Here is a 23,089-nt window from a genome sequence, read left to right as displayed (position 1 = left end):
CTGCCGGGACGGGTGTCGACGGCGTCGTGCTTCGCCCGGAAACGCCCTGCCCCACCTGACGATCTTACGTCCGCGGCAGCGAAACGGTTTCCGGTGAGGATGACTTCGTGCGTCTTCGTCCATCCTGCGATCACCTGTTGTATCCAAGATGCATGCAAGATAGCGTGAACGGATCCGACCCTCCACAACGACGTGAGACAACTATGACCAGCCACATCCGCGAACAGGCCAAACTCATCACCGCCCAGCTCCTCTCCGGAGCCGGGATCGCCTCGGGCTACGCAGTCGGCGGGCTCCTCGCCGAGGAGATCACCGGGCAGACCTCGATGGCGGGGTTTGCGCAGATGAGCGTCATCCTCGGTGCCGGACTCATCGCCTATCCCCTCGCCGTCCTCGCCGGTCGCTCCGGCCGTCGCACGGCCCTGACCTTGGGCTTCGGCGTCGGCACGCTCGGCGCCGTGGTCGTCCTCATCGGCGTCGGACTGCAGTTCCTGCCGCTGTTCATGCTCGGGATGATGATGTGCGGGTCCTCGACCGCCTCAGGTCTGCAGGCCCGCTACGCCGCCGTCGACCTCGCCGATCCCGCGGCCGCCGGCCGGGCGATGTCACTGGTGGTGTGGGCGACGACCGTCGGGTCCGTGCTCGGCCCGAGCTTCACCGCTCCCGGCGCCCACCTCGGGCAGACGCTTGGCATGAACGGCCTGGCCGGGCCCTATCTCATCTCGATGGTCGCCTTCGCACTGGCCACCCTTGCCGCATCGACACTGACGAAGACCGTCACCTCCGGTGCTCCCACGGGGACGTCGACCGACACCGAGGCGGCCGCTGTCCGGCAGCCGATGAAGCTCGGCGAGGCGCTGCGCTTCGCTCTGGCCCGCCCGGTTCCGCTGTTTGCGATGGTCACGATCATCGCCGGGCAGATGATGATGACCAACGTCATGGTCATGACGCCGGTGCACATGGACCATCAGGAATTCAGCCTCGGCGCGATCGGCATCGTGGTGAGCATCCACATCGCCGGCATGTACGCCCTTTCACCCGTCTTCGGCTGGATGGCCGACCGGTGGGGTTCCGGCATCGTCATCGCCGGCGGGGCGGGCATCTTCACGCTCACGATCGTCCTCGGTGTCATCGACGCCATCGCTCCGGAGTCGTCGATGGTCCTCCTCAGCACAGCGCTGTCGCTGCTCGGCATCGGCTGGTCGATGTTCCTCATCGGCGGATCGTCGCTGCTGACCGCCTCGGTGCCGGCGCACGCGAAAGTGCCGCTGCAGGGCGCCTCGGATTCGGCGATGAATCTCGGCGGGGCGCTCATGGCTGCTCTCGCCGGGTCCGTGCTCGGCGCCGGCGGGTTCCTCTGGATCAATCTCATGGCCACGTTCGTGCTGCTCATCGCCGTCGGATTCTCGATCCGCGCGATCCCGCTGATGAGCTGGCCCGGACGCCGACCTCTCGCCGAGGCGGCCGACCGTTCGTCGGCAGCGCCGACCCAGCCGGAAGAGGTTGCGCCCGATCAGGCAGGAGGCGAGGAATGAGCGCGAAGACGGGACCGCTGAGCGCGGCCGAGCGCACCTATCAGGTGATCCGCAGGCAGATCCTCGACGGCGGGCACGCACCGGGGACGATGCTCGGCGAGGCGGCCCTGGCCACCGAGATCGGAGTCAGTCGCACCCCGGTGCGCGTGGCCCTGGCCCGGCTGCAGGACGAAGGATGGATCCGCATCTACCCCAAACGCGGGGCCGTCGTCCAAGGTATCGATGAGCGCACCATTGCCGAACTCGCCGACGCCCGCTATCTTCTCGAAACGACCGCGGTCGAGCGCGCTCCCGAGGCTCTGCGACAGCGCTTGGCCAGCTCGTTCGATGAGCTCATCACCCAGCAGCGAGCCGCCTTCGCCGAGGCGGACGTCGCCCGATTCATCGAACTGACCTTGGAGTTCCACCGCGGATTCGTCGAGGCCGGTGACAGTCAGGTGATGCTGGAGATGTATTCGCTGCTCTCCGACCGGCACCGGTTCGCCCTGTTCATGAACAGTTCTCACCTGCTCGCGCGCTGCGATGAGATCATCGCCGAGCACGAAAAACTGGTCGAACATCTTCGCAGCGGTGATGCCGCGGCATTCGCAGACACGCTGCGAGGACACATCGCAGAGAATTCCTCGCCTTCGCAGGGCGCCCGGGAGGCCGGGCCCGGATTCGGGCCATAGTTTCGGACAGCGGTGCGCGGCGCTGACCTCACCCGGGTCCGGCTTCCGCGTGGGCCCGGCTCTTACAGCAGGCGCCGTCCGAACACGATCATGACAGAGCTAAGATGACGAGCAATGTCTGACGATCCTCCATCATTCGGCACTCAGCCGCCCCCTCCCCGGCCTGTCTCTCTGATCATCGCCGTTGCGACGGTCCTCATCGTCGGCCTGACTCTGCGGATCCCGACCATCTCCCTGGCCCCGCTCGTGCCGACCATGATGGAGGACACCGGTCATGGGGAGACGTTCCTGTCGCTGCTGACGAGCATCCCCCTGGTGCTCACTCTGCTTGCCGCTCCCGTCGCCCCACCATTGGCGAATCGCTTCGGACGCGGTCGTGTCGTGAGCATCGCACTCGTGGCGATCGCGGCGGGCATGGCGCTCCGGTCGACTCCCGGTGACGCGCCCCTGCTCCTCGGCACAGGACTTCTGGGGTTCTCGATCGCCATCCTCACCGTCCTCGTTCCTTCGATCATCAACGCCGAACGCACCGAGATCCGGTCGCGACTGACCGGAACCTACTCGATGTCGCTGAGCCTGGGTCCTGCACTGGCACTCGGTCTGACCATCCCACTCCGGGAGGCCACAGGCCTCAGCTGGCGCGGCACGCTGCTGGTGTGGGCCCTGTGCACGGTGATCGCCGCGGCACTCTGGCTCGTCTACATCCGCATTCCTCATGTCGCGGCCGCCTCGGGCGCACACCGAGGACGGGCCGCCTCGGCGAGTGGGGGCGAGCGACGCGCCGAGGCTGTTCTCTCCGATGCCAACGTATGGTTCCTGGCGCTCTTCCTGGGTGTCACCTCGCTGACGTTCTACACCACCTCTGCGTGGCTGCCAGCCGTCTTCGTCCTCGACGGGATGCCCGCTCAGGCAGCAGGCGGCTTCACCTCACTCATCAGCATCGTCGCCATCCCCTTCGGTCTCATCGCCCCGATCGCCATCCGGCGCGGACTCTCGCGGTTCATCGCGCCCGCGGCCCCGCTGCTCGCCGTCCTCGGCCTGGTCCTGCTGCTGATGATGGGCGCGGCCGGAGCGCTGCCCATCACCATCCTGCTCGGCATCTCCCAGGGGCTGTGCCTCGGCGCATCCTACGACCAGATCGTGAAGTTCGGCCGCTCGCCGGCTCACACAGCCTCGGTCTCAGCCGTGACATCGGCCGTCGGAGTGGCGCTGGCGGCCATCGGTCCTTTCGCCTTCGGGCTCGGGCTCGAAACCGCCGGCTCATCCGTGGTCTCGGTGATCGGCCTGGCCGTCATCGTCGTCGTGCAGTCCCTCATCGGGCTGCGCACCTCTAAGCTGTGACGCGGTCCCCGGCACTGGACATCGAACCGAACGCGGGGCAAGTGCTGTCCAACATACCGAACGCAGGTCGCAGACCCTCCGCGACGAAACCGAACGGGGCATGACCACTGACACAGGTGGACTCGCCGCAGTAGGGTGAGGACATGGAGCACAGATATCTGGGAAACAGCGGCCTGAAGATCTCCGAGATCACCTACGGAAACTGGCTGACGCACGGATCGCAGGTGGAGAACGACACGGCCACGAAATGCGTGCACGCCGCCCTCGACGCAGGGATCTCGACCTTCGACACCGCCGACGTCTATGCGAACACCGTGGCCGAACAGGTCCTCGGCGACGCACTGGCCGGCCAGCGGCGCGAATCGCTCGAGATCTTCACCAAGGTCTACTTCCCCACCGGTCCGAAGGGGCACAACGACACCGGCCTGTCGCGCAAACACATGATGGAGTCGATCAACGCCTCGCTGCGCCGGCTCGGCACCGATTATGTCGACCTCTACCAGGCCCACCGCTACGACTATGAGACCCCGCTGGAAGAGACGATGCAGGCCTTCGCCGATATCGTCCGCGCCGGCAAGGCGCTCTATATCGGGGTCAGCGAATGGAACGCCGATCAGCTGCGCGCCGCCCACCACATGGCGAAGGATCTGGGCATCCAACTCGTGTCGAACCAGCCGCAGTACAACATGCTCTGGCGCGTCATCGAGGAGCGCGTGATCCCGACGTCGAAGGAACTCGGCATCTCGCAGGTCGTGTGGTCGCCGATCGCCCAAGGTGCGCTGACCGGCAAATACAAGCCCGGCCAGCCGGTTCCCGCCGGCTCGCGAGCCACGGACGAGAAGGGAGGCTCCGACTTCATCAAGAGCCGCTACCTCCACGACGACATGCTCACAGCGATCGAAGACCTCGAACCCATCGCCGCCGATCTGGGTCTGACGATGGCGCAGCTCGCCGTCGCCTGGGTGCTCGCCAACGACAACGTCGCCACCGCACTCGTCGGCGCTTCACGCCCCGAACAGATCGCCTCGAACGCTGAAGCCGCCGGGGTCACGCTCACTCCCGAGGTCCTCGCCCGCATCGACGAAGTCCTCGGCGACCTGCCGGAGACGGACCCGACGAAAACGCAGTCACCGCCGACGAGGCTGACCTGAGTCCGCAAGGATTCGTGCCACGAACTCTTCGTCCGACTGGGGATTTTGACCGGTGTAGAAGTCCCCGTTGATGGCGTACGGCCGCAGGGGAACGCGGCATTTCTCGTACCTGGTCCCTGCAGCGACCGGTGCGTGGCACAGCAGCGCCAGCGGTAGTCCTGCTCTCAGGTGGCGCTTGAGGAGCTCACCGGAGACCTCGTCGAACGCGAGATCTTCCATGGACCCGTGCCTGCCTAGATAGAAGACGACGTCGTAGTCCGCCTCGTCAACGGCGGCGTTGCCGAGGCTGAGCTCGTCGAGCGTGGGACGAGCGCTCCGCGAACTCGCGGCCGGCGGGTGCATGTCCGCCATGTTCACGCAGATGAATAAGGGCCGCGGCGGACTCGACATCGCCGGCCAGGTGCTGCTTGCTCTACCCGGTGACGAATGCTGACTTCTCAACACCGTCCTACGAGCATTTCACTGAAGGCTTCCATCTCACCCAGGTTGGGACGAAAAGGTTCTGGGATCAGTACACGACCGACCCCGATCAGCATCGAGAGAGGTACGCCTCACGCTTCAGACACCCGATAAGGATCTGGTTGGCCTGCCCACGACACGCGTCATCATCGACGAGACGAATGTACTCCGTATCGAAGGCGAGCAGTATGCGAAGTCGACGCTGGTCGCGCGCAGACCCGCCATCGGTGCCCTCCGGAAGGCGCTCGGCACCGTTCCCTGACCTCACTCCTCGCGTGGAGCCGACGATCTCAGACCCGCCGAGGAGGCCCCGTCGATCCGCGGACGACGAGCGCCACAGGTTCGCGATGGTTGCCCAAGGTCGAGTCGGTGAGTCGGAGGTATGTCTGCCGTCCCATTTCGCGCAGATCCGCCTTGATCGTCGTCAGCCCCGGCTGGAGCAGGGCCGATGTCGACAGATCGTCATGGCCGACCACGGAGACATCGGCTCCGACTGACAGTCCCTGCTGTCTGACTGCGTGGTAGACATAGGCGGCAGTGTGGTCCGAGTTCGTGATGATGGCGGTGGGCCGTTGTCCCGGCGCAGCAGCGAACACGCCTCTCAGGTGGTCGGTCAGTCCGTCACCGCGGAGAGACGCATGAATCGGCATCGGCTCCAGGCCCCGAACCGAACACAGACGCAGGTACTCATCGAAGCGATCGCGATCGGGCATGAGATCGGCCGGCGCCGACAGCAGGGCGATGCGACGGTGTCCCAGGTTCTGGAGATGGTCGAAGGCCAGACGTACCGCGGAGACGTCATCCGGAGTGACGTGGGGAACTTCCGGTGCGGCGGCCAGGGTGGCATTGACGATGACCAGGGGCGTGTCCGGCTGCAGACTCTGCCAGAGCTTCACCGCAACGGCGTCGCCGACCGGCACGATCGCCAGACCGGCAGGTCTCCGGGACGCCAGCGAACGGACATGTGCATCCTCTCGCGCCGGGTCGAACTGCGTGTCAGTGGCGAGAATGGAGACGCCGTCCGGTTCGGCGTTCTCCTGCATCCCCATGAGCAGTTCGTTGAAGAACGGATTGGCGACGTTGCGGACGACCAGCCCCATCGTCATCGCCTTGCCGGTGCGCAGCTCGCGTGCCCGCGGATCGGGCTGATAGCCGAGTTCTGCTGCCACTTCGAGGATGTGCGATCTCGTCGCTTCGGACACCCCAGGTCGTTTGTTGAACACGAAGCTGACGAGAGATGGTGAGACGCCTGCGGCCTCGGCCACCGTTCGCACTGTGGGCCGTCGCCCCGCGTGTGCTCCAGAGCGCCCTGATGCCACCCCGTCCTCCTCGTCTCGACGGCTCATCGTCTCATCACCGCTGCGCAGGCGGAAAGCGCTCTCACATTACCGCGGATCCCGAGCCAGGGACTTCAGCAGCTCGGGCGACACCGGGACAAGGAGATCCTGGTTACGGTCGGCCGGCGACCCCTGCGCGTGGAGACCGCCGACGGAGCCAGGATCGTTTGCGCCGATCTCCCGATGCAACGACGCCAGATCGGCCAGATCGAGAGAACCGTCCGGCGCGGCCGGAACCTGCGAATCCACCATCGTGGTCCGCACCCTGAGCGCCTCGGCACCCGCGAAGATCTCGATGCTTCGAAACTGCACCGGCCATTCTGCGATGGATGCAGTCGACACTTCCCAGAAGCCGCCGCTCGCTCCCGGACGCGGAGTGATCTTGTTGATGTGAGTGTGGCCCGAGAGCCACAGGGCGACATTGCCGAACCGGTGGAGCAGCGCCTCGACGTCGGCGGCGAGGTGGCGCTTTCCCTTCTCCTCACCGTCATCGTAAGTTTCGCCTCCGAAGTCATTCGTCATCGTCGACAGGCCGTGGTGGGAGGCGATGACGACGATGCGATCCTCACCATCCGCCTGCACAGTGCTCCCGTCGACCGCGCGATAGCGGCTGTGCACTTCGGCTAGCCTCTCTTCCAGCCAGACGAATTGGGCATCATCGACGCAGCCGTCGACGTGACCGGCGATATTGGTGGTGTCCAAGACGATCATCCTGATCCCGGGAAGCCCGTCGTAGACATAGTAGGCATGCCCTGTGGTGAAGTTGTCCGCCGTGAATCCGTGGCCGCTCGGCGCCCCGGGTGCCGCGAGGTGCTGTTCGATGTACTCCCGCTTCGACACCATTCGGCGATCGTCCCGCGCTTCTATCTCGTCAGCGCGGCCCGTCGACACCCATGTGGGGTCCTCGACATAGGCGGAGAGCTTGTCACCGCTCGGAGCATCTGCGGGACGGTCGACCGGCTTCGACGAGCCGGTGAGGATGTCGTTGTAGCCCTCCGGCCGTGCGGCACGCCCCTGCACTAGGCAGTCGTGATTGCCGAAGCAGCTCAACCAGGGAATCCTCAGGCCGACGGCGTCGAACGGCTGCACCGAGGCGGCTACGGCGCCGGGATAGGTAGGCAGACCGAGGCTCGACTTCCAGACGTCCTCCGACCACGGCTCCGGGTTGTAGTAATGGTCGTCGCCTAGGCCCACGGGGGCATCGGAGAATCCGCGGGTGCCGGCGGCGGGTTCGATCCGCCCTCCCTCGAGACAGTTGAGGAACGTGGTGAGTTCATTGTGCTGCGCTGAGTCAGTGTTATCGCCGGTCGTGAGGGCGAGAGTCCACCTCTCGGGGTCCTCTGCGGCGAAAGCATTCATGCTGCGCACGATGAGTTCGATCGCCTGGGCCAGCATGAATTCCTGTGGGCGGTACGCAGGGAGCATCCGCTCCCAGCCCTTCTCCCCGACAAGCCGCTGAAGGAACTCCACTCTGCTCGGAGAGGCGAGATCTGCGATCTGGAAGTCCGTGAAATGGATGAGTCCGGCCATCGACCTCTCATCGGCTCTCGGACCTCCGCCCGAGCTCTGCGACATCAGGTCTCGGCGCTCGAGGTGGGGTTCGCCCGGGCCACGGTGCAGCCGACGGTAAGGTCGCTCTTCGCCGGGAACCAGCGTCGATTCGACCGAGGACACCACCGGGATACGGTTCTGCTCAAACACGAGCGGCCTCCTCGAAGTTGATCTCCTCCAGGCTGCGGTTCTTCGTCTCCGGAGCCATGAACACGCAGATCAGCAGACCGGCCGCGCCGACAGCGGCGAAGACCCAGAGAGCTGCGTTGTTCCCCCACGCGGCCACGAGGTTCGGAAACGCCAGCACGCCCAGAATTGATCCAATGCGGCTCACCGAGGTCGCGAGGCCCGATCCCGTTGCCCGCAGGGATGTCGGGAAGAGCTCGGTCGGATAGACGAAGTTGAGGATGCCGCCGCCGGAGTTCGCGAAAAGGACGGCGATGCTGAACAGAACGACGAGGAAGCCGAAGCTCGGTCCGACGACGGCGGCCAGCACGATGAGGGCAGCTGTGAGACCGGCGAAGGATGTGATGATGAGCGGACGCCGTCCCCAGGAGTCGACGAGGTTCATGCCGATGACGGAACCGACCAGCCCGAGAAGCGCGATGACTCCGGACCCGATGATCACACTGACGTGGGAGCCGCTGGTGAACGGCTCCAGAATGGTCGGTGTATACATAGAGATTCCGTAGTAGGCGGTGGCATAGCAGAACCAGAATCCGCAGACGAAAAGGGTGCGTCGGCGCTGTATACCTACGAAAAGCTTCGACGACTCGCCCGGCTTGGGGCGATCGTCGCCCGCGATCTCCGTCGCGGTCGGGCGCACGCCGGTGACCTTTTCGACGACGTTCTTAGCGTCTTCGGCTCGCCCGTGAGCGAGCAGCCAGCGCGGCGATTCGGGGAGCTGAACGCGGAAGATGAAGACGATGAGCGCGAAAGCCGCTCCCACCAGCAACAGCGCGCGCCAAGCGAAGTCTCCCAGCGGCAAGACTACGAGCCCGACGAGATAGGCGGCGACGGCTCCGACGAACCACATGGCGCCGAGGGAGGTGGAGAGCTTCCCTCGTCCCTTCTTGGAGGCGAATTCGGACACGATGGTCGCCGAGATCGGATAGTCGGCCCCGATCCCGATGCCGAGCAGGAACCGGAAGATGATGAGCTGCCAGACGTCTTGGGAGAACGCGGTCAGCGCCGCGAAAATCACGAAGGCGAGCAGGTCGATGACGTACATCGCTTTGCGGCCGAACCGGTCGGTGAGATTGCCGAGCACGGCGGCGCCGATGAATGAGCCGATGATCGCCGAGCTGGTGATCAGCGACTTCTCCCAGGCACCGACGTCCCATTCGTTGGCGATCATCGGGAGGGCGACCGCGATGACAGTCAGGTCGAACCCGTCGAGGAAGGTCCCACCTGCCGACAGGAGCGTCACCTTCCGTTGGAATCGTTTGGTCTTGGGGCTGTCGAAGCCGTCGAAATTCATGTCCTGCCACCTCGTCGTCTCTGAGCGCACGAATCGAGACGGACGCCGCCCCGAAATCCAGGTTGCTAAATCGATTTAAACGCTACACTGGCAAAAGTGTGCCGCACAAGCAATCGCCGGATGGAATCCGGTGGCGGCACGAGAATTCATCTCCACGCCACACTCACGCAAGACACTGCCGAGCATCGAATCGTCGAAAGCAGAACCGACACTTCAAGGAGCTGACCAGTATTGTCGAATGAACGCAACGGCGCTTCGAGACTCTGGGCGCTGCGACACGGTGAGAGTCGCGCCAACCGGGAGGGCGTCATCGTCAGCCGCCCGGGCACCGAGGCGTTCTTCTGGGCGAAGCTGACCGAATTGGGCCGAGAACAGGCCGCCGCAGGCGCGCGGGCCAATCCCCTCGCAGCCGATGCGCTCGTCATCACGAGCGACTTCGCACGCGCCCGGGAGACCGCTGAGATCGCTGCAGAGATCTGGGGCACGGGCGAGCCCCGCGTAGACACCCGCCTGCGAGAGCGGGACTTCGGATCGCTCGAGGGAGGCTCCTCCGCTCTTTACGACGGCGTGTGGGCCGCGGATACGCATGGCAGCCCCCTTCCGCCCGGAGTCGAAACGCCGGCCGAGGTCGCACTCCGCACGCGTAGCCTCGTGGAAGAGCTGCTACGTGCGCATGCGCCCTCGGACATCGTCCTCGTGGCGCACGGGGATGTCCTGCAGATCGCCGAGGCGTGGCTGCGCGGAATGACCCCGACCGCACACCGCACCCTGCCCCATCTGCGCAATGCCGAGCTCCGGCTCCTCACCTCGATGCCCGCCCGTTCGTCCAGCTTCACCCAGCACCCACGTTGATGAAATCACACTGACCCGGGGCTGCCTCGGCGAGAGCCGTGCGCTAAACTGCATGAGACCATTATATAACTTGGGAATTTATTCTCTGGGCGCGATGAGGGGCCGAATCGGCACGCATTCTCAGCAGGAGGCGTGTCGAGAGAAGAGACGCAGCGGACTATGAAGTGAAGGGATGCCATTGACGAACGGAGACAGCAACCAGCAGGACCCGGCAGACCGCACCCCGATCAACCGGAACCTCGTCCTCGCGGTCCTCGTCTCCGGCGCATTCGTCATCATCCTCAACCAGACCCTGCTCAACACCGCCCTGCCGGCGTTCATGGACTACTTCGACATCACCTCGGGCGCTGCCCAGTGGGTGACGACGAGCTTCATGCTCGTCAACGGCATCATGATCCCGGTGACCGCCTTCCTCATCCAGAAGTTCACCACCCGCGGACTGTTCTTCACTGCGATGGGCCTATTCATCGTCGGCACCCTCGTGTGCGCCATAGCGCCGGTCTACCCCGTGATGCTCATCGGCCGTGTCATCCAGGCCTCGGCCGGCGGCATCATCATGCCGCTGATGCAGACGATCCTCTTCGCGATCTTCCCTGTCGAGAAGCGCGGCTCGGCGATGGGCACCTTCGGCCTCGTCATCGCCTTCGCCCCGGCGATCGGACCGAGCCTCTCCGGCTGGATCGTCGACCACCTGCCCTGGCAGGTGCTGTTCTACATGATGCTGCCGATCGCCATCATCGATCTCGCCGTCGCCTACTTCCTGCTCAAGAACGTCACCGAACGCACCTTCCCCCGCCTCGACATCCTCTCGATCATCCTCTCCACCTTCGGCTTCGGCGGTCTGCTCTTCGGCTTCGGCACCGCCGGTGACGCGGGGTGGATCAGCGCCGAGGTGCTCGTCCCGCTGGCCATCGGCGCGGTGACGCTGACGCTGTTCATCCTGCGCCAGTCCAAGCTCGAGCAGCCGATCCTCGAGTTCCGCATCCTCCGCTACCGGATGTTCACCCTCAATACGCTGCTGGGCATGTGCGTGTTCATCGTCATGGTCGGCGGCATGATGGTGCTGCCGCTGTACATGCAGAACATGAACACCTTCTCGGCCATGGAGTCGGGCCTGGCCCTGTTGCCGGGAGCTGCCGTGATGGGGCTGATGTCGCCGGTGACCGGCCGCATCTTCGATGCGATCGGCGCGAAGTGGCTGGCCGTCGCCGGTTTCACTCTGCTCACGGGCACGACGTTCATGTTCGCCCGCCTCGAACCGGACACGTCGTTCGTCTACCTCGCCGTCGTCAACACCGTTCGGATGTTCGGCGTGGCCATGGTGATGATGCCGGTGACCACGGCGGCACTCAATCAGCTGCCCTCACACCTCATCCCGCACGGCACCGCGCTGAACAACACCATGCGTCAGATCGCGGCGTCCGTCGGCACCGCGGCCCTGGTGACGATCATGGTCTCGGCGGCCCGGAACCCGGAGGCCTACGGCGCGGCCGGACTGGTCCACGGCGCGAATGTCGCCTTCTTCGTCGCCGCCTGCGTCGGCGTCCTGGGCATTCTCGGATCGTTCTTCATCAGGAACTCCCACGGGCTCGAGGCGGGGCAGAAGAAGACGACGAAGAAGTAGCCTCAGGCTGTCCCTCCACCATCTGCCACGAGGTGCGCGGCCACGGCTCGGGCCTGCTTGAGCGCGTCCTCCGGCTCCACTGCGCCACTGAGGACAAGCGTGGCGTAGCCGTGGACGAGAGACCAGGCGGCCACCCCGAAATCGGCGTCCGGACCCGACCGGGTCTCGGCCACGCTGACCGAGAGAGCGGCTCCGGCTCGCTGACGCGCAGCCGCGAGATCCGCATCATCTTCGCGCAGCAGCCGAGGCTGGAACATCACGGTGAAGTGTGAGGGGCAGGCCAACGCGAACTCCACATAGGCGACACCGCGGGCGACGAGCCCGTGTTCGTCGCCGCCGGCATCTGCCGCGCCGTCGCGGCGATCACCGACGGAGTGGGCCCCGCCTCCGTCTCCGAACCCGCTCATCGCCTCCGCGAGCAGGTCGAACCCTTCGGCCGCGAGCGCCGTGAGCAGCCCGGCCTTGTCGCCGAAGTGATAGGTCGGCGCGGCATTCGAGACACCCGCCCGCTTCGCCAGAGCCCGCATGCTGAGTTTGGCGACGCCGTCCTCGGCGATCGCCGAGGCGGTCTGTGCCAGCAGCGTCCGCCTCAGATCCCCATGATGATAAGTCACACTTCGATCGTACCCGAGCAAACTTTCCATTGAAAAGATATTTTTCGGCGCTGTGTTCCGTCACCGGCCGCGAGGTCGGGCGAAACCGGCGCCGGCAGAAGCGGAGGACGCGTCACCGCCCTGAGTGCCGTTCCTGCACGGTCCGCGCAATCCATGACAGAGCCCCGGCGAGCAGCAGGGCCAGAGCACACAGCAGGAACGTCGACGACGATCCGAGATAGGTGAAGCCGAGCCCGCCGACCACTCCGGCGATGGCGAGACCGATGTCGAAGTTCATGTTCCACGCGACGCTGGCACGACTCGGCGTGCTCACCGAGGAGAAGGCCATGACAAGGCTCGCCGACTGCATGGTGCCCAATCCCAGACCGATGATGAGCATCGCGATGAACAGCGTCCCACCATAGAGGATCACGGCGCAGACCAGACCGATCGCGGCCAAGACGAGGCCGAGGATGTTGAGCGCGAAGGGCGGGAAGCTGTCGGCCACGTTGCCGGCGACGAAGCGTCCGATCACCGCCGAGACCTGCATGCCCGCAATGAACACGGCCGCTGCAGACACCTCGTCGCCCGGCCCGAAGCCGACGATGATGCCGAAGACGATCATCCCGACAAGGAACGGCGAGAGCATGAGGACGAGGCCGAGTGCACCACCGGCCCGGCGTCCGGCCCAGCGCAGGTTCCGCTTCTCGTTGCGCCCGGATCGGACCTCGACGGCGCCACCGCCATTGTCCGAGGTGCCGGCTTCGCCCTGCCCCCGCCGAGGGGCCCGCCCGGGAACGAACTTCAGCACCGTCGGGACGGCCAGGAGCAGACAGACGCAGACGATGATGCGGAACACCGAGATCGGGATCGTCTCCACCAGCCACAGTCCCAGCGGAGCACCGACGGCGGCGGCCAGGGAGGTGATTCCACCGAAGAAGCCGAGCGCCTTGCCGATCCGTCCCGGCGTCGTCGTGGCCGGCACCGCAGCATTGGCGAGGACGACGAAGAGACCGAACCCGATGCCTCCGCAGAGACCGGCGAGGACCAGCGCCGGCAGTGCCGGGCTGACGAACAGCCCGAGGAGCTGGCCGAGGAACTGCAAGACGATCGCGAACAGCAGCGAACCCTTGAAGCCGAACACACGACCGGCCCACGGTGCGAAGGACTGGACGGCGATGACGCCGATCATCATCGTCGTGAGCACGGATCCGCCGGTGACCGTCGACAGTCCGCTGGCTGCTGCGATCGTCACCGTCGTCGAATAGGTGAAGAAGAAGGCCGAGAAGCCGAACATCGCCGTCCACACCAAGCCCAGCAATGCCGGCGTGTAGGTCCGCTGGTGATGATGTTCAGGGCTCATAGTCCGAGGTTACGACATCTGAGCCTCCCCTGCTGTACGCACAGACATGTCGACCGGCGAGCCTGCTATCAGCAGAGACGCCTCAACCGGCGAGCCTGCCGGCGGCCAACAGCGCGGGGATCACCTCGTTGCGGGTCAGGGGCGCGAACTGGCGGTCCGCGGTGTCGGCCGGCAGCGGGGAGATGGGAAACCATCCGGCCTCGGCGATCTCGGCCAGGTGCGCGATGTTCTCGACATCGAGTCCGTCCGGCAGACCGTCGTAGCAGAACACATCGCCGATGACCCGATGATCGGCCTCGTTCGCGGCAGCGGCGGTGAATGTGCCCAAGGGCTGCAGCCGAGCTGAGCGCAGATCGAGTCCGAGCTCCTCGGCGATCTCTCTGACGATGGTGTCCTCGGCGGACTCCCCCGTCTCGGGCTTCCCACCGGGCAGCATGAACGCTGTGGTGCCCGCCTTGCGGACCATGAGCAGTTCCTCCCGCTCCGGGTGGAGGAGGACGAGCGCGGAGACGCGGATATCGTTCATTCCGACCACACCCCGGAGGTGCCTCGGCGGTGGGAGTCGAGCAGGTGGGTGTCGACCATGCCCACGGCCTCCATAAGGGCGTACATCGTGGTGGGGCCGACGAATCGGAACCCCTTCTTCTTCAGTGCCTTCGACAGTGCCGCGGATTCCGGCCCGGTGGTCGGGACTTCAGCGACGGTGCGCGGGCGCGGCGTCTGTGCCGGTCTGAACGACCAGAGGAACGCGTCGAGTCCGCCGTCTTCGCGCAGTTCGATGACGCGCGCGGCATTGCTGATGCAGGCTTCGATCTTCCCGCGGTGACGGATGATGCCGGCATCGCCGAGCAGCGCATCGATCTTCGCCTCACCGAAGGCCGCCACGGTCTCGGGGTCGAAACCGGCGAAGACCTCGCGGAAGCGTTCCCGCTTCTTGAGAATCGTCAGCCACGACAGTCCGGCCTGGAATCCTTCGAGGCTCATCCGCTCGAACAGTCCCGCTTCGTCGTGGATGGGCAGCCCCCACTCGGTGTCGTAGTAGCTCAGGAGCAGCGGATCGCCGTACGCCCACGGGGAGCGGGCCAGCCCGTCCTCACCGACGACCGCTCCCCCGCTGGCGGCTGACTGTGGTTCTTCGTCCATGAGGCAACCGTATCGCGACCGACTGACGCGGCTGCCCGGAGGACCGGATCGCGAATGTCAGACCGCTCGACTAGGGTGCGGCCATGACCTCTGTGCTGTTCCTCGGATTCGGCGCCATCGGCCGCCACATCGCCCAACTCCTCACCCCCGAGATCACCGCCGGCACGCTGACTGTGACCGCCCTGGTCTCGGACATGGCCAAGCACGCCGATCGCCCCCATCACGGCGCCGAGGTGGTCGACCTCGCCACGCTCACCGCCGACCTCGGCGAACCGAGCCCGCCACCGACAGCATCGCCCATCCCGTCACCGTCGCCGTCGCCGTCACCGAGGATGTTCGACGACTTCGACATCATCGTCGAATGCGCCGGGGTCCCTGCCGCCGCCCGGTTCGGTCCCGCTGTCATCGCCGCGGGCAAGCCGCTCGTGCTCACGAGCGTCGGTGCCCTCGCCGAGGCCGCAACCCGCGCGGCGCTGCTCGCCGGGCCCGGTCGCCTGCACGTGACGAATGGAGCCATCGGCGGACTCGATGTGCTCGAAGCCGCGGCACAGGCCGGTGGACTCGACACGGTCGAGATCACCACGTCAAAGGAGGCGACAGGGCTCATCCGACCGTGGATGTCCGAGACCGAGGCCGACCGGCTCCGCGCTCTTCGCCCTCAAGACGGTCCCGTGAGCGTCTTCGCTGGCAACCCCGCCGAGGCGATCGTGAAGTTCCCTGCCAACGTCAACATCGCGGTCGCCTTGGCATGGGCCATCCGCGGCCTGCCGGGAGCCTCTGCGCACACCGGAGGCGGCCTGCCCACCGGTGCCGACTCCGGGATCGAGGTCTCTCTGCTCGCGGACTCTCTCCAGCGGGTGCGGGTCGAACTCCTCGCCGTCGCCGGCCAGACCCAATCGGCGCACCAGGTTCGGGCGGCAGGATCGGCCGGCGAGTTCGCCTTCGACATCCGTTCGACCCCGAGCCCGGAGAACCCGGCCACCAGTGGTCTCACCGCCCTGTCGGTCACCCGCACCCTGCGCCGCGCGATCCGCGCATAAGCGCTCATCCACCGCTCGGCCGCCTCGGCGAAGGTCAGCCGCTGACCCGCTCGGCCGCCTCGGTGAGGCAATGACAACGCCCGGGACCATCGACCCATAGGTCGGTGTTCCCGGGCGTCGATCTCCGCGTGAGGACATCAGACTTCACTGAGGACCTCAGCGCCGGTGTCAGTCCTCGCCGGTGGCGATGTTCTCCTGCAGCTGGAGGAATTCGACGTGACGTTCGTACTGGTCGAGCACGTCATCGATGATCTGCTCCTTCGAGAAGCCCATGATGTCGTAGCCCTGACCGGTGCCGCCGTCGAGGTAGACCTCCATGCGGTAATAGTCCTCGCCGGAACCGCGGGGGACCATACCGCCGAAGGAGGGCACGCTGACCTTGTGCGGCCAGACCTGGTAGCGGAAGGGGTACTCCCCTTCCCCGTCGACCTCGAACTGGATGAGTTCGCCGTCTTCGACGAAGATGCCTTCGTTGTCGACGCGGCCGCAGCGGGAACTGATGCCTCGGCCTTCCATCTCTTCGGCCACCTCGGTGAGGGTCGGGGTGAGCACCTTCCGTTCGAACTCACGGGCACGAGCCTCGTTCGGGAAGGACAGGACACGGCCCAGCTGACGCTGCCAGGTCTCGTGGCCGGGACCGCGGGAGCGGCGGGCCAGAGAAGCGGGCAGGCTCGTGTCGATGCTGTCGACCCGGTGTGCTTCGACCCGCAGCGCCTTGTACAGACCGATCATCACGAGGATGACGACGAAGGCGAAGGGCAGGCCCATGATCACCGTCGCATTCTGCAACGCTCCGATCCCGCCGACGAGCAGCATCGACACCGTCAGGGCGCCGGTGGACAGTGCCCAGAAGATGCGCAGACCGGCACGACCGTCCTCCTGCGGGTTGCGCAGATTGGACGACAGATTCGCCATCACCAGGGCAGCGGAGTCCGCAGTGGTGACGTAGAACAGCAGGGCCGTGATCGTCGCCAGACCGGCGATGAAGGTGAAGGCCGGGTAGCGGGAGAGCAGATCGTAGAAGCCGCCCTCGGGGTTGAGAATGACCGACTCGCCGAACTTCTTGTCACCGCTGCGGATGACGTCCAGCGCCGAGTTTCCGTAGATCGAGATCCACATGAAGATGTAGATGAACGGAATCGTCAGGGTGCCGAGCACGAACTGGCGGATGGTTCGTCCGCGCGAGATGCGAGCGAGGAAGAGGCCGACGAACGAGGCGAAGGCGATCCACCAGGCCCAGAAGAACAGGGTCCAGTCGGTCATCCACGTGCCGGTGTCCTCAAAGGCGAAGGTCTGTCCGGCCATGTTCGGGAACAGGCGGATGAAGTCGGTGACGTTGAGGACGAGCGCATTGAGCAGGTACTGGGTGTTGCCGGCCACGAGCACCCACAGGCTCAGCCCGATCGCGAGGACGACGTTGAGAATGGACAGGAACTTGATGCCCTTGTCCACACCCGACACGGCAGAGAGAGTTGCGACGCCGACGCCGACGACGACGATGCCGACCTGAGTGGCGGTGCCGATCGGAATCCCGAAGACCGTGTTGAGACCGACGTTGACCATGACGACGCCGATGCCCAACGAGGTGGCCACACCGAAGATCGTGCCCAGCAGAGCAGCGAGGTCGACGGTCTCGCCCAGTGCACCTTGGACCCGTTTGCCGAAGATCGGGGCCAGCGCCGAACGGATCGCCAGCGGCATGTTCATCCGGTAGGCGAAATAGGCCAACGCCATACCCATGAGCGCGTAGAGACCCCAACCGCTCAGTCCGTAGTGGAACAGCGCCCACACGGTGGATTCGCGAGCGGCGTCGACCGTTTCGGCTTCGGTGCTCGGCGGAGTCAGATACATCGTGACCGGTTCGGCCACGGCGAAGAACATGAGGTCGGTGCTGATACCGGCGGCGAAGAGCATCGACGCCCAGGCCACAAGACCGAACTCGGGCTTCGAGTGCTCGGGACCGAGCTTCGTATTGCCGTAGCGGGAGGCGGCGAGGTAGATGACGAAGACGAGCACGGCGAGAACGAGGAGGACGTAGAACCATCCGAACCAGTCGGAGGTCCAGCCGACGACGGCGCCGAGAACCGCCTCGGCATTCGCGGGGGCGATAAGCGCCCAGAGGGTGATCGCCAGGGTGCCGAGGGCTGCGGCGATGAATACCCGCTTATTCACCGGCGGCAGCGAGGGCTTCGCACCGCCCTTCGTCTCTCCCTTCGAGTCACCCGGCGGGGTGTCGAGTGATGCTGACATGTGTGAGCTCCTTATCCGGACGCGGTCGCGTCGTGTCATCGGACCCGGTCGAACAGCATGCTCAACCGAGCGTGATCAACGATTGTTGCGTAATGGAAAGTTCCGTCCTTGCCCGCTCCCTATGACTGGAGATGGCCAACATCGGAGGTTACCACAGAGACACATACGGTCACTTCCCAGGGTGGTCACAGCCGACTTACAGGTCGGCGGATCACACTCCGCCGCGGGCCGGTGCGAGTCAGAGGGAGACGAGGAGGAGTGCGGCGGCCATCACCACCCCAGCGCCGAGGAACGTGATGACGGTGTAGCCGAGGATGTCGCGCATCTTCAGCCCGGCGATCGCGAGCACCGGCAGCGCCCAGAACGGCTGCAGCATGTTCGTCCACTGGTCGCCGTAGGACACGGCCATGATCGCGATCGAGGGATCGACACCGAGCTGGTTGGCCGCATCGAGCATGATCGGCCCCTGCACGGCGAACTGCCCGCCGCCCGAGGGGACGAAGAAGTTGACGAGACCAGCCGAGAGCAGGGCGAGGACACCGAAGGTGGTGGTGTTCGAGATCGAGACGAAGGCAGCGGAGAACACGGCGATGAGGCCCGTGGTCGACATGATGCCGAGGATGCCGGCGTAGAGCGGGAACTGCAGCAGGATCTCGCCGACGTTCGAGGCGGCTCCCTTCGTCAGGTGGATGAGTTCGAAGGGGTTCTTCACCAGCAGCAGGATGAGCGCGAGGAAGGACCAGTTGACGATGTCGAGGGTCAGTCCCCCACCCTGAGCGAAGTGGATGGCGAGGTAGACGACGAGAGCGAGCCCGACGACGAGGGTGAGGATCCTCGAAGCATCGATGCGGTCGGCCGGGGTGACGACCTCATCGTCGGCCTCGGACTGCTCCTCCGACGTCACCGAGGCGGGCAGTTCGTAGACCGGAGCACCGGACTTCGGGGCGATGAGGAAGAAGAGGAAACCGCAGACGACGATGACCCCGAGGATGGCGAGCAGATTCCAACCGGCGAAGATCGTCTCGGACACGGGGACCGTCTGCCCGCCGAGGGAGTCGGAGAGGAAGGAGTCCGAGGTGGCCGCAGTCAGCGGACCCGAACCCGAATAGCCCATGTGCCAGACGACGAAGCCGGAGTAGCCGGCGGCGACGAGCAGCGGGAAGTGGACCTTGATGCCGCGCTCACGCGACTGCACCGCGATCTCGCGGGCCAGCAGGGCGCCGACGACGAGACCGAGGCCCCAAGTGATGAGGCTGGCGAGGGCAGCGACCACGAAGACGAAGATGTAGGAGAAGGTGGCGTTGCCGGGCACCCGCGCCAGCCATGCCAGCAGCTTCCGGACGGGACCGGTGTTGGCGAGGATGTGACCGAGCAGGAGGATCAGACACATCTGCGTCATGAACTCGAGCAGACCGGCCAGGCCCTCACCCCAGCCGGTGACGACTTCCACCGGGCCGGCGTCGGTGAAGATGAGCGCGAGGACCGCGACGATGAGGCTGAGAACGATGGCGAAGGTCAGTGCCGACGGTATCCATTGTTCGAGGAATCGGTTGATCGGCCGCATGATCCCCTTCGAAGCTGCGGCATTGACCTGAGTTGACGGCTTCGGTGCCGACATGGGGAGACCTCCCGCTGAGAGTTAGCTGTGTGCAGTCTCAGCATACAATCAGGGCGCTGTCCCACGGAACGGAACAGCGCCCTGACGGAAATCAGCACTCAATCGTGACCGGATTCGTCGGTCACCGACGACTGTCTCTCCGTCGGTGACCGGCTCCTGGCCAGTGGCTGTCAGCCAGCCAATGACCCTCGGCGGCCCGAGACAGCGATCAGTGCTGCTTGTACACGAGCTGCTTGTTGACGAACTCGTCCATGGCCAGCGGCCCCAGCTCACGGCCGACACCGGAGCGCTTCACGCCGCCGAAGGGCAGGAATTCGCGTGAGCCTTCGGGAGCGTTGAGGAAGACCATGCCCGAATCGATCTGAGCGCCGACGCGCTCGGCCCGCTCGACATCGCCGGAGAACACCGCAGCACCGAGGCCGAACGGGGTGTCGTTGGCCAGTTCCACAGCCTCTTCCTCACTGCCGACCCGGTAGACGATGACGGCGGGGCCGAAGAGCTCCTCATAGTACCCGCGCATCCCCTTCTTCACATCGGTGAGGACGACGGGTTCGACGTAGGCTCCGCCGCCGTCGTAGCGCTTGCCGCCGGCAAGGAGGGTCGCACCCTGGCTGACGGTGTCCTGAACCTGCTCGACGAAACGGTCGGCCGCGGCCACCGAGGACAGCGGGGACAGGCGGGAGCCCTCCTCACCAGGGGTGGCGGGGGTGGACTTCTTGGCCTCCTCGGTGATGGAGGCGACGAAGTCGTCGTAGAGGTCGTCCATGACGATCATCCGCTTCGGCGAGTTGCAGGCCTGCCCGGTGTTGCCCATGCGGGTGCGGAAGAAGGTCTTCGCCGAGGCCTGGACGTCGGCGGAGTCGAGGAGGATATAGGGGTCGGACCCGCCGAGCTCGAGGACGACCTTCTTGAGGTTCTTGCCCGCCTCGGCGGCGACGGCGGCACCGGCGCGTTCGGATCCGGTCAGGGACACGCCGTGGTTGCGCGGATCAGGCAGGATGATCTCGGCGACCTGCTCGTTGCTCGCATAGATGTTGATGTAAGCACCTTCGGGCAGACCCGCCTCGATGAAGATCTCCTCCATGATCTGAGCCGAACGCGGGCACTGCGGAGCGTGCTTGAGCAGAATCGTGTTGCCCAGAGCCAGGTTGGGGGCGGCGAACCGGGCGACCTGGTAGTAGGGGAAGTTCCACGGCATGATGCCCAGCAGCGAGCCCACGGGCTTGCGGCGGATCATCGCGGTGGCGTTCTCGGGCCCACGCAGAGGCTCATCGGCCATGAACGCCTCGGCGTTGTCGGCGAAGTACTTGTAGATCATCGAGCTCAGCTGGACTTCGCCCTTGCCCTCGGGAAGGGCCTTGCCCATCTCGAGTCGGATGACCTCGGCGAGCTCCTCGGCGCGTTCGGCGTAGATCTCCGAGACTCTGGTGAGGATGGCCGCACGCTCGGAGACCGGGGTCCGCCCCCAGTCGGTGAAGGCCGTGGCCGAACGATCGAGGGCGGCGAGGATCTCGGAATCGGAGTTGGTGGCGAACTCTTCGGCGACTTCGCCGGTCGCCGGGTTGGTCACGCGGTACATGGTGCTGGTCATGACTGTCCTCGTTTCACTTCGATGTGGGGGTCTGTGTCACCTCCCACGCTATGGCCGAATGCCGGCGGCGGCAACGCAGATCTCACCTCCTGGGAGGATTCCCAGGCAAGTCTCCGCGGCCGCCGCCGGTCTCATCCTCAGCCCTGACCTCCGTGGGTCCGGGCTGAGGACCACTCAGCCCGAGGTCGGACTCAGCCAGCGACGCCGGTGAGTTCGTTCGTCGCATGGGGCAGCTTCTCGCTGGCCATCACCTCTCCGTCGTCGAGATCGACGATGTGGATCGCCTGCTCGGCCGGATCGCTGACGTAGGCGACCTCGTCCTGGACGAAGAGAGTCGGGCGGGCCTTCTGCCATTCGACCGGCTCCTCCCAGGCGTCGATGACCGGGTACTCCTCCGTCACCGAGGCGGTCGCCGGGTCGATGATCTTGAGCGTGCCGTCCGTGGTCAGAACGACCCCCTCTCCCTCGGGTCCGCGGTCGAGGGAGCGGAAGCTGTAGGAGGCACCGAGGTCGACGAGCGAGAGTGTGTTCTCCTTCGTATCCGTCACGCTCACCCGCTCCGGACGTTCGAGTTCGGCATCCTCGTCGACCTTGTAGTCGCCGAGGACGTACCTGGAGTCCTCGTCGCCGGCCTGGTTGCCGATGCGGCCGAAGTCGTCGGGGGCGTCGAGCTTCTCGAACTTCCCATCTTTGAACAGCAGGATTCCGTCTTCGCAGCCCAGGGCGATGACCTCGTCCTTCGCCGAGGCTTCGCCGTGGACGCCCGGGCACTCTTCGCTGCGAGCGATCTCCTTACCTGACTTGTCGATGACCTTCGCACCTGCGCGCTCATCCTCGGTGCCGATCGTGTGCAGAGTCTTCCCGCCGGAGAGCCTCACCGCGACTCCGTGATGCGGCTCTTCGGCCTCGAGGACTTCCGGAGTCGGTTCATCCTCGGCGAAGTCGTCCGTGTCGAAGGTCTGAATCTTGCCGTCGCCGTCGCCGAAGAGCACGGTCGATCCGTCGTGGCTGACGACGTGGCCGGGCAGCTCCGTGTCGAAGACGGTGTCGGTGAGGACGGGGTCGGCGGCGTAGCTGTGGGTGTGGTCGCCGTGCGGCTGAGTCCACACGCCGGCGTCGAAGAGGCGGAAGCCTTCGGCTACGGAGACCATGAGGTGGCGGTCATCGCCGACCGGGTTGAGCCGGTTGAACCCTTCGAGCTTCGTATCGGCGATGACGTCGAGGGTCGTCGCGTCGAGGGTCATGATCCCGCCGTCGTAGGTGGTCACGAGGCGAGGCTGGGCCGCGGCGACTTCCTGGGCGTGACCGTCGTCGGACTTCGCTGCGTCTTTGCCGTCGCCACTCGATTCGCCGCCGGAGGACTTCTCGTCCTGACCGACGGCGTCGTAGTCGGTTGTGTCATCGCCGGGCTGGCATCCGCCCATCAGCAGCGCCGAGGCGACCACCGCCGTTCCGAGCAACATCTGAGATCGTTTCATCATCCGCAATCA

19 protein-coding genes are annotated in these 23,089 nt (G+C 65.6%); 7 read left to right on the top strand and 12 right to left on the bottom strand.

What is annotated here, in order from left to right:
• Positions 1–203: 203 nt before the first annotated feature.
• The 4 genes from ACSE4D_RS12000 (at position 204) to ACSE4D_RS11985 (ending at position 4,698) form a co-directional block, all read left to right on the top strand.
• Positions 204–1,535, top strand: a complete 1,332-nt coding sequence (locus tag ACSE4D_RS12000) for an MFS transporter (protein ID WP_436326013.1) — start codon at positions 204–206, stop codon at positions 1,533–1,535.
• Positions 1,532–2,206: a GntR family transcriptional regulator gene (locus tag ACSE4D_RS11995; protein WP_436326012.1), complete on the top strand. Its 675-nt coding sequence runs from the start codon at positions 1,532–1,534 to the stop codon at positions 2,204–2,206. The genes ACSE4D_RS12000 and ACSE4D_RS11995 overlap by 4 nt, the downstream gene beginning before the upstream one ends.
• A gap of 114 nt (positions 2,207–2,320) precedes the next feature.
• Entirely contained in the window at positions 2,321–3,547 is a 1,227-nt protein-coding gene (locus ACSE4D_RS11990; protein WP_436326011.1) for an MFS transporter, read from the top strand.
• Between the two features lie 143 nt (positions 3,548–3,690).
• Positions 3,691–4,698, top strand: coding sequence for an aldo/keto reductase family protein (locus tag ACSE4D_RS11985; RefSeq protein WP_426937128.1), 1,008 nt, complete (start codon positions 3,691–3,693; stop codon positions 4,696–4,698).
• On the opposite strand, the gene ACSE4D_RS11980 is transcribed toward ACSE4D_RS11985, so the two are convergent.
• The 4 genes from ACSE4D_RS11980 to ACSE4D_RS11965 form a co-directional block, all read right to left on the bottom strand.
• Positions 4,675–5,040 (bottom strand): hypothetical protein, encoded by a 366-nt coding sequence (locus tag ACSE4D_RS11980; RefSeq protein ID WP_426937127.1) that lies wholly within the window; start codon positions 5,038–5,040, stop codon positions 4,675–4,677. The genes ACSE4D_RS11985 and ACSE4D_RS11980 overlap by 24 nt on opposite strands.
• A gap of 407 nt (positions 5,041–5,447) precedes the next feature.
• Positions 5,448–6,422 carry a LacI family DNA-binding transcriptional regulator gene (locus tag ACSE4D_RS11975; protein WP_426937126.1) on the bottom strand — a complete coding sequence of 325 codons (975 nt, stop codon included), beginning with the start codon at positions 6,420–6,422 and terminating at the stop codon, positions 5,448–5,450.
• A gap of 120 nt (positions 6,423–6,542) precedes the next feature.
• Positions 6,543–8,195 carry a TIGR03767 family metallophosphoesterase gene (locus ACSE4D_RS11970; RefSeq protein WP_426937125.1) on the bottom strand — a complete coding sequence of 551 codons (1,653 nt, stop codon included), beginning with the start codon at positions 8,193–8,195 and terminating at the stop codon, positions 6,543–6,545.
• On the bottom strand, positions 8,188–9,525 hold the full coding sequence (locus tag ACSE4D_RS11965) for an MFS transporter (protein WP_426937124.1): 1,338 nt from the start codon (positions 9,523–9,525) through the stop codon (positions 8,188–8,190). The genes ACSE4D_RS11970 and ACSE4D_RS11965 overlap by 8 nt, the downstream gene beginning before the upstream one ends.
• A 231-nt stretch (positions 9,526–9,756) precedes the next feature.
• On the opposite strand from ACSE4D_RS11965, the gene ACSE4D_RS11960 reads away from it, so the two are divergent.
• Positions 9,757–10,377 (top strand): histidine phosphatase family protein, encoded by a 621-nt coding sequence (locus ACSE4D_RS11960; protein ID WP_426937123.1) that lies wholly within the window; start codon positions 9,757–9,759, stop codon positions 10,375–10,377.
• Positions 10,378–10,549: 172 nt separating this feature from the next.
• Complete coding sequence (locus ACSE4D_RS11955; protein ID WP_426937122.1) at positions 10,550–12,001, top strand: MDR family MFS transporter; 1,452 nt, start codon at positions 10,550–10,552, stop codon at positions 11,999–12,001.
• A 2-nt stretch (positions 12,002–12,003) separates the two neighbouring features.
• Here ACSE4D_RS11955 and ACSE4D_RS11950 read toward each other — a convergent pair whose 3' ends face one another.
• From ACSE4D_RS11950 to ACSE4D_RS11935, 4 genes are all read right to left on the bottom strand, one after another.
• Positions 12,004–12,615: a TetR/AcrR family transcriptional regulator gene (locus ACSE4D_RS11950; RefSeq protein ID WP_426937121.1), complete on the bottom strand. Its 612-nt coding sequence runs from the start codon at positions 12,613–12,615 to the stop codon at positions 12,004–12,006.
• 112 nt (positions 12,616–12,727) lie between these two features.
• Positions 12,728–13,957 (bottom strand): MFS transporter, encoded by a 1,230-nt coding sequence (locus ACSE4D_RS11945; RefSeq protein ID WP_426937120.1) that lies wholly within the window; start codon positions 13,955–13,957, stop codon positions 12,728–12,730.
• 82 nt (positions 13,958–14,039) lie between these two features.
• Positions 14,040–14,483, bottom strand: coding sequence for an NUDIX hydrolase (locus ACSE4D_RS11940; RefSeq protein WP_426937119.1), 444 nt, complete (start codon positions 14,481–14,483; stop codon positions 14,040–14,042).
• Positions 14,480–15,100 carry a DNA-3-methyladenine glycosylase I gene (locus tag ACSE4D_RS11935; RefSeq protein WP_436326010.1) on the bottom strand — a complete coding sequence of 207 codons (621 nt, stop codon included), beginning with the start codon at positions 15,098–15,100 and terminating at the stop codon, positions 14,480–14,482. The genes ACSE4D_RS11940 and ACSE4D_RS11935 overlap by 4 nt, the downstream gene beginning before the upstream one ends.
• Positions 15,101–15,183: 83 nt before the next feature.
• On the opposite strand from ACSE4D_RS11935, the gene ACSE4D_RS11930 reads away from it, so the two are divergent.
• The gene (locus ACSE4D_RS11930; RefSeq protein ID WP_425120199.1) at positions 15,184–16,140 is read left to right on the top strand and encodes an aspartate dehydrogenase domain-containing protein; all 957 of its coding nucleotides are present in this window, start codon (positions 15,184–15,186) and stop codon (positions 16,138–16,140) included.
• A gap of 168 nt (positions 16,141–16,308) precedes the next feature.
• Here ACSE4D_RS11930 and betT read toward each other — a convergent pair whose 3' ends face one another.
• The 4 genes from betT to aztD all read right to left on the bottom strand — a co-directional run bounded on the left by betT (position 16,309) and on the right by aztD (position 23,062).
• Positions 16,309–18,390 (bottom strand): choline BCCT transporter BetT, encoded by a 2,082-nt coding sequence (betT, locus tag ACSE4D_RS11925; protein WP_426937117.1) that lies wholly within the window; start codon positions 18,388–18,390, stop codon positions 16,309–16,311.
• Between the two features lie 238 nt (positions 18,391–18,628).
• Complete coding sequence (locus ACSE4D_RS11920; RefSeq protein ID WP_135539047.1) at positions 18,629–20,008, bottom strand: short-chain fatty acid transporter; 1,380 nt, start codon at positions 20,006–20,008, stop codon at positions 18,629–18,631.
• Between the two features lie 208 nt (positions 20,009–20,216).
• Positions 20,217–21,599 (bottom strand): NAD-dependent succinate-semialdehyde dehydrogenase, encoded by a 1,383-nt coding sequence (locus ACSE4D_RS11915; RefSeq protein ID WP_135539049.1) that lies wholly within the window; start codon positions 21,597–21,599, stop codon positions 20,217–20,219.
• Positions 21,600–21,790: 191 nt separating this feature from the next.
• Complete coding sequence (gene aztD / locus ACSE4D_RS11910) at positions 21,791–23,062, bottom strand: zinc metallochaperone AztD (protein WP_436326009.1); 1,272 nt, start codon at positions 23,060–23,062, stop codon at positions 21,791–21,793.
• Positions 23,063–23,089: the final 27 nt, after the last annotated feature.

It is taken from the genome of Brevibacterium sp. FAM 27836 (assembly GCF_051351055.1).
Taxonomy (GTDB): Bacteria; Actinomycetota; Actinomycetes; order Actinomycetales; family Brevibacteriaceae; genus Brevibacterium.
Note: the sequence above shows the minus strand (reverse complement) of the source record. Positions and strands in the feature narration are given on the sequence as shown.

Excerpts from the sequence above, each read along its gene's own strand:
- aztD (WP_436326009.1), bottom strand. The coding sequence starts at position 23,062 with ATGTTGCTCGGAACGGCGGTGGTCGCCTCGGCGCTGCTGATGGGCGGA.
- ACSE4D_RS11985 (WP_426937128.1), top strand. The coding sequence starts at position 3,691 with ATGGAGCACAGATATCTGGGAAACAGCGGCCTGAAGATCTCCGAGATC.
- ACSE4D_RS11945 (WP_426937120.1), bottom strand. The coding sequence starts at position 13,957 with ATGAGCCCTGAACATCATCACCAGCGGACCTACACGCCGGCATTGCTG.
- ACSE4D_RS11935 (WP_436326010.1), bottom strand. The coding sequence starts at position 15,100 with ATGGACGAAGAACCACAGTCAGCCGCCAGCGGGGGAGCGGTCGTCGGT.
- ACSE4D_RS11915 (WP_135539049.1), bottom strand. The coding sequence starts at position 21,599 with ATGACCAGCACCATGTACCGCGTGACCAACCCGGCGACCGGCGAAGTC.
- betT (WP_426937117.1), bottom strand. The coding sequence starts at position 18,390 with ATGTCAGCATCACTCGACACCCCGCCGGGTGACTCGAAGGGAGAGACG.
- ACSE4D_RS12000 (WP_436326013.1), top strand. The coding sequence starts at position 204 with ATGACCAGCCACATCCGCGAACAGGCCAAACTCATCACCGCCCAGCTC.
- ACSE4D_RS11965 (WP_426937124.1), bottom strand. The coding sequence starts at position 9,525 with ATGAATTTCGACGGCTTCGACAGCCCCAAGACCAAACGATTCCAACGG.
- ACSE4D_RS11955 (WP_426937122.1), top strand. The coding sequence starts at position 10,550 with ATGCCATTGACGAACGGAGACAGCAACCAGCAGGACCCGGCAGACCGC.
- ACSE4D_RS11995 (WP_436326012.1), top strand. The coding sequence starts at position 1,532 with ATGAGCGCGAAGACGGGACCGCTGAGCGCGGCCGAGCGCACCTATCAG.
- ACSE4D_RS11930 (WP_425120199.1), top strand. The coding sequence starts at position 15,184 with ATGACCTCTGTGCTGTTCCTCGGATTCGGCGCCATCGGCCGCCACATC.
- ACSE4D_RS11920 (WP_135539047.1), bottom strand. The coding sequence starts at position 20,008 with ATGTCGGCACCGAAGCCGTCAACTCAGGTCAATGCCGCAGCTTCGAAG.
- ACSE4D_RS11940 (WP_426937119.1), bottom strand. The coding sequence starts at position 14,483 with ATGAACGATATCCGCGTCTCCGCGCTCGTCCTCCTCCACCCGGAGCGG.
- ACSE4D_RS11980 (WP_426937127.1), bottom strand. The coding sequence starts at position 5,040 with ATGCACCCGCCGGCCGCGAGTTCGCGGAGCGCTCGTCCCACGCTCGAC.
- ACSE4D_RS11990 (WP_436326011.1), top strand. The coding sequence starts at position 2,321 with ATGTCTGACGATCCTCCATCATTCGGCACTCAGCCGCCCCCTCCCCGG.